Here is a 5,891-nt window from a genome sequence, read left to right as displayed (position 1 = left end):
CGTCGCGATCCACCTCAGCGCGCTCTCGCCACCCACCTTTCAGCGCGACGCCAAGCTAAAAACGCTCTGCATTATGCTCACGCCCGGATTATGCGCAGTTGGCCGAGGCGGATGTGGGCCAGTCGCCGTTTCCACCTCGGTGACCTTGACATAATCAGAGGGCTTCGAGGAAGCGCATCAAATTGTCGGGCGGTCGGTAGCGTCCAAGCCTGGCCTCCTGGGGCTGCAACTTCCCGAGCGCCAGCTCTTTCATGGATAGATCGGCCTCCACATACATGTGCGTGGTCGCGGTGTCTTCATGCCCCAACCAAAGCGCGATGACGGTGATGTCGACACCGGACTGCAGCAGATGCATTGCTGTCGTGTGCCGGATCACATGGGGCGAGATCAAGCGGCCAGCGAGAGAGGGAAAATGGCGCCGTGCTGCAGCGACGGCGAGATCCAGCCGTTGCGTGACGTTGGAGCGGGTCATCTTCGCGCCTGCGCGGTTTGGCAGCAGGAAGCCGTCCTGCGCGTTTGCTCCCAGCGATCGCTGCCATCGCCGAACGAGGGCGGCTGTCGGGCGCCATAAGGGAACGCACCGCTCCTTGCGCCCCTTGCCATGCAGGTGCACGGCAGGCTGGCCTTCAAGAACAATATCGCGGCAGCGGATTCCGATGATCTCGGAGACGCGTGCGCCGGTGTTGTACATGAGACTGAACAGCACCCGATCCCGCCGCCCCGCCCATGTCGCATCGTCGGGAGCGTCGAGGATGGCCTGGATCTCCGATCGCGTCAGGAAGCCGATCAGCGGGCGATCGGCCCTCTTCATCGGAATGGCGAGCGCCTGCTCTATGATCCCGAGGGCGTCAAGATCATGATGTCCCGCGTATTTGAGGAATGTTCGCAGCGCGGCAAGCCGCGCGTTCCGGCTCCGTACGCTGTTGCCGCGAACCTTCTCCAGATGGTCGAGGAAATCGAGCAGCAGTCGCGCGTTCAGATCGGTGAGCGCGAGTTTGCTCGGAGGCTTGCCGATTGACGTCTCGGCAAACGCCAGAAGCAGTCGGAACGTATCGCGGTAAGCCGCGATGGTCCGCGGGCTGACGGCGCGATGTTGGCCCAGATGCTCGACGAAGAAGCGCTGCACCAGCGCGGCGAACGACGGTGTTGTCTGCTCACCCATGACAGCGCTCCTCCGCCGCAAATGCTTCGAAGCGATCGCCGGCCGCGACCATCAGGTCGGGAATGCCGGTCAGGTACCAATAGGTATCGGAGACCTTGGCATGGCCGACATAGGTGGCCAGCGCGGCGATGGCATTGTCGATATCCGCGCCTTCGTTCTGCCAGCGCTGCACTCGCCGGCAGATGAAGGTGTGGCGCAGATCGTGAATGCGAACCTCGTCATAGGCCCCACGAGCAACAATATTTGCGTCCCGACGCAACTGCTGAAATGTCCAATGGACCTGACGCTTGGACGGCACTTGCCCTGAGGCGCCGACGAAGAAAGATGCATCCGACTCGGCCGGAGCGTAGCGGGCGCGGATTGCCACATAGCGCGAGAGCGCAGCGGCGACGCTGGCATCAAAGGGTACGTGCCTTGACTTGGTGAACTTGGTCATGCGCACGGTCAGACATCGGCCGGCAATGTCGACGTCGCCGCATCGGAGCTTGAGTGCCTCGGAAATCCGCAATCCCGTGGCTGCGATCAGCCCCAACATGGTCTCGTATGTTGCCGGTCGAATGGAGTGTTGCGGCTGCAGCCGCCGCGCCGCCTGCAGCAGAGCGACGATCTCCTGGTCGGTGTAGATATGTGGCGTCCGGCGCTGGTGCGCTTTGCCGAATATGCTGCTTACGGGAAGCTCGTTCCGTGGGTCGAGACGTCTCTCATGCTCGGCAAAGGGCCGCAGCACTTCGAGGCGGCGCACCCAGGAGGTTGGCGTCGCGTTCCGCGCCTCCCCCTGAACCCAAGCGACCACGAGCGTCGTCGTCAGCGGGCCGCGATGGCCGGACAGATCGGCGAAGCGAGCGAACGACCGCAGCATTATGCCAGAGGTCTCGAGCGAGAATCCAAGGCGACGTCGCTCCACAAGATAGGCGTCGATCCGCGCCTGCATGGTCAGCGACCGGCTCATGCCACACTCCCCGGCCACGGCATAGCGACCGCCGCGAGCCGCTGAAGGTCGACCTTCGTGTAGATCATGGAGGTGTCGATGCTCCGATGGCGCAGGATATCGGCGATCTGCTTCATGGGCACACCAGCGTTCAGCATGCGGCTGGCGACGCTGTGCCGGAGGATATGAACGCGTGTCTGAGACCAGCCGCAACGTTTGTAGGCGGCGAAAACGGCGCGCCTTACAACGTCTTTTTGGATCGGCAGGTCATAGGGCGCGACGTGGCGTACGAATATTGCGCGGTTCGTGCTCGGTGGACGTTCATGCCGCAGATACGCAGCGATCGCGTCACCCGTCTCGGGCGGCAAGGGAAGGACGTCGAAACGCCGGCCCTTTGACCGGGAAATGCGGATCGTACCCTGCCGCCAATCGATGTCGCCGAGCTGCAGTTGCACAACCTCACTGGTTCGGAGCCCAAGATCGGTCAGGCACCGGACCATGGCGTAGGCCCTCCGGCGCGACGGGAAATCCTTGTCGAATGAAGCGAGCAGAATCTCAATCTGCGTGTCGGAAAGCACATCCGGCAAGCTGCTCAGCTGCCAGCATGCAACGCGAGGGATTGCGCCGAGTAGATGCTGAACGTCGTCGCCCATCATCTGCCGAAACCGGAGATAGCAGCTGATCGCACCCCCAACAATGCGAATGGTGGCGGTCGTCCAGCCCTGCAGTTCGCCGAGGATGAAGCGTCTCACACGCGCCGGCTCAAGGCCGGCGATAGAGATCTCCCCTTCCGGAAACTGTTCCTCAAGAAAGCGTCGAAGAATCCGCTCGCGCCTCGCTCGTGTGCTGACGGCTAACCCGCCGACATCGCGCATGTAGGCCCGGAATGCCGCCAATTCCCCGCCATGTGTGGTGTGTGCGGTAGCTGCGGGAATGGCGCCTTCGGCACGCAGCACTGCAAGCAAATGCGTGATGGCCGCCCTGAGTTCGTGCGGCAAGCGACGGGCCGGATAAGGGCAGTCACAGACGGGAAGATGCTCGCTGATAAACCGAACTCGCGCGGCTTCGCCTATGGACTCTAACGCGAGCCGTTCGGTCGAGATCCAGTGGGCGAAATGGGCAATGCAGCACAGATAAACACGTGCGGTGCTGGGCGCATAGCGGGCACGGCCCAGGTGCTCAAGATAGCGCTCCGAGAATGGCCCCAACGGGCTGTTCTCAAGCCACTGACGGGGCGCCGGCTGCAGTTTGATTTGGTTCATGACGATCTCCTCTACGGTTGGCGCGCAGAGGAGATCAGCATTATGTAAACCTACGGTCGCCCGGCCTGCTGGGGGATGCCCGGCATCCGCTCGCATCCCGAACGTCGCGCACACAAACTGCGCATAATCCGGGCGTGAGCATAATTGCGGCCCAGGGCAAAACCGCGCAGCGCCCCTTCGGCGGCGTTGTTCGTAAGACAAATCTGGCCGTCCTCGATGAAGCGGGCAAAGCGGTCCCACCGCCGGAGCATATAGTCGATCGGCTTGGCGACCGAGGCCGAGCGCGACAGGCGGGAGCGCTCGTCCCGCAGCCACTCTTCGAGCTTCGTTAACAGTGGGGCACTTCTTTCCTGGCGAACCGCCAGCCGCTGTTGAGCATGCACGCCATTGATGTCGCGCTCGATGTCGAACAGCGCGTCGATGCGCTTCACCGCCTCCAACGCCACCGGTGAGATCGCCGGCGCCTTCTTTCCGCGCCGCGCATTGGAGGCAATGTCGGCCAGCTCGAAGAACTGTCGTCGCGCATGGGCCCAGCACAGTGCCGGTGTGATCGCACCCTGAGGCCGCGACGGATCGTAAAGCGTGTTGTAGCCGCTATAGGCGTCGGCCTGCAGGATGCCGGTGAAGTCTTGCAGATGGCGCTCGGGGTGATCCTGTCGTCGATCGCGCGAGGCGTAGTAGAGCGCGGCCGGCGGCGAGGTTGCGCCAAACGGCCGGTCGTCACGGACATAAGTCCAGATGTGGCCGGTGGCCGTCTTGCCTTTGGCCAGGATCGGCACCGTGGTGTCGTCGCCATGCAGCCGCTCTGCAGCAAGCACATGGGCCTCGATCAGCGCATGCAGCGGCTGCAGCACCAACGCGCAGGCGCCGACCTGGTCGGCCAGCGTCGACACGCTCAGATCGATGCCTTCGCGGGCGTATCGTTCGCTCTGCCGGTTCAGCGGCTGATGCTGACCGAACTTCTCGAACAGGATCATCGCCAAAAGGTTCGGGCCGGCGAAGCCCCGCGGGGTTACGTGGAAGGGGGCCGGCGGCTGCGTGATCTTCTCACATTCCCGGCACGAGAACTTTTCGCGCACCGTCTGGATCACCTTCCACTGGCGCGGGATCACTTCCAGCGTCTCCGTCACGTCCTCGCCCAGCTTCGACAGTTTCGCCGATCCGCAGCAGGGACAGCTTTCGGGCGCGGCGATGACGACGCGCTCGCGCGGCAGGTGCTCTGGGAACGGCTTGCGCGACGGCCGCTTGCGCTCGAACGACTTGACCGACTGCGTCTGCGCCGCCGCTTTCTCGGCCGCCAGCTCATCCTCTGTCGCGGCCGCCTCGAGGTCCTCCAGCTGCAGTTCCATCTGCGCCAGGAGCCGTTCCTTGCGCTCCGAGCGGCTGCCGTAGAGTTCGCGCCGCAGCTTCTCGATCTCCAGCTTGAGGTATGCGATCAACGCTTCTGTCGAGGAGTTCACCGCTTGAGCACGCGCCGCAACGGCCTCCGCCTCCATGCGCGCGGCCCGCTCGGCGAGGATCATCGCATGGGCGCTAGCAAGATCGGACGGAAGCGAATCAAGGGCGGAGTTCACAGGCCCGAGCGAATCACATCCTCCCCCGATTGCAAAGACAAAACCGTTATCCCATCGACGTCGGGCGCCAGGTTTCCTGCGGGTTTCGCCAGTCGATCCCGGAGAGCAGATAAGCGAGTTGGGCAGTCGAGATCGTCACCGCGCCGTCGGCCGGCGATGGCCACAAAAAGCGTCCCCGCTCCAGTCGTTTGGTGAACAGGCACGCCCCCTGGCCGTCGTGCCAGATGACCTTCAAAAGATCACCCCTGCGGCCGCGGAAGCAGAACACATGGCCGCCCAAGGGATCGCGCTTGAGCATCTCCTGGACCTGCAGCGCCAGCGATGGAAAGCCCTTCCTCATGTCGGTGTGACCAGTGGCCAGCCACACCCGAACGCCAGTCGGGACCGGAATCATCCCTGGCGCGCCAGAACCCGCAGAACACGGGCAAGAGCGTTGTCATCGACCTGATTGTCGACCCGCATGACATAACCATCAGAGAACTCGATCTCGATCCGCCCCGCACCCGGCGCAGGAGCACTGGTCATCCTTGGCGGCGAGGATTTCTTTCGCTGCCACGGCGTCGTCAACCACGTCAACCGGCAGAAAGGCGCCGGCCGCACGAGCGCGTCTCACCCCAAAGGCGCGACGCCAGCGATAAATCAGCGACCGATCGAGATCATGGCGGCGCGCCACCTCGGTCACCGTGACCCCGGGCTCCAGCGTTTCTGAGACAAGCTGCTCCTTCAGCGCCGTCGACCAACTCCGACGCCGGCCCGTCCCACTCACAATCTCCATCCGATGAATGGACACGTGGCTATCCTCGCTGCTTGCATCGTGGTCATTGGATTCAACCACGACGACAGCGCTTCACCTCCTCACAAACAAGGCGGTCCTCACCGGGTGCTTACCTTGTGTGAGACGTCAGGCGGTTGCGCAGGTCACGGCTTTCCACTGCGCCATTGCGCGGATCCGATGGATGTGGATG

At 63.3% G+C, this 5,891-nt stretch carries 5 protein-coding genes and 1 pseudogene; all 6 read right to left on the bottom strand.

Annotated features, from left to right (window positions below):
- Positions 1-154: 154 nt before the first annotated feature.
- The 6 genes and pseudogenes from AC0L3D_RS35830 to tnpA all read right to left on the bottom strand — a co-directional run bounded on the left by AC0L3D_RS35830 (position 155) and on the right by tnpA (position 5,716).
- Positions 155-1,162, bottom strand: a complete 1,008-nt coding sequence (locus AC0L3D_RS35830) for a tyrosine-type recombinase/integrase (protein ID WP_473459479.1) — start codon at positions 1,160-1,162, stop codon at positions 155-157.
- Complete coding sequence (locus tag AC0L3D_RS35825; protein WP_473647434.1) at positions 1,155-2,111, bottom strand: tyrosine-type recombinase/integrase; 957 nt, start codon at positions 2,109-2,111, stop codon at positions 1,155-1,157. Before AC0L3D_RS35825 ends, AC0L3D_RS35830 begins: the two co-directional genes overlap by 8 nt.
- Complete coding sequence (locus AC0L3D_RS35820; protein WP_473647433.1) at positions 2,108-3,352, bottom strand: site-specific integrase; 1,245 nt, start codon at positions 3,350-3,352, stop codon at positions 2,108-2,110. The genes AC0L3D_RS35825 and AC0L3D_RS35820 overlap by 4 nt, the downstream gene beginning before the upstream one ends.
- Positions 3,353-3,498: 146 nt before the next feature.
- Positions 3,499-4,875, bottom strand: a pseudogene (gene tnpC / locus AC0L3D_RS35815) (IS66 family transposase); the annotation flags it as partial.
- Positions 4,876-4,972: 97 nt separating this feature from the next.
- Positions 4,973-5,320 (bottom strand): IS66 family insertion sequence element accessory protein TnpB, encoded by a 348-nt coding sequence (gene tnpB / locus AC0L3D_RS35810; protein ID WP_473647432.1) that lies wholly within the window; start codon positions 5,318-5,320, stop codon positions 4,973-4,975.
- Positions 5,321-5,398: 78 nt separating this feature from the next.
- Positions 5,399-5,716: an IS66-like element accessory protein TnpA gene (gene tnpA, locus AC0L3D_RS35805; RefSeq protein ID WP_473647431.1), complete on the bottom strand. Its 318-nt coding sequence runs from the start codon at positions 5,714-5,716 to the stop codon at positions 5,399-5,401.
- Between the last annotated feature and the right edge of the window lie 175 nt (positions 5,717-5,891).

The sequence above is a fragment of the Mesorhizobium sp. WSM4837 genome (assembly GCF_055811435.1).
The sequence above is the reverse complement of the archived record's forward strand: the minus strand, read 5'-3'. Positions and strand labels throughout refer to the sequence as shown.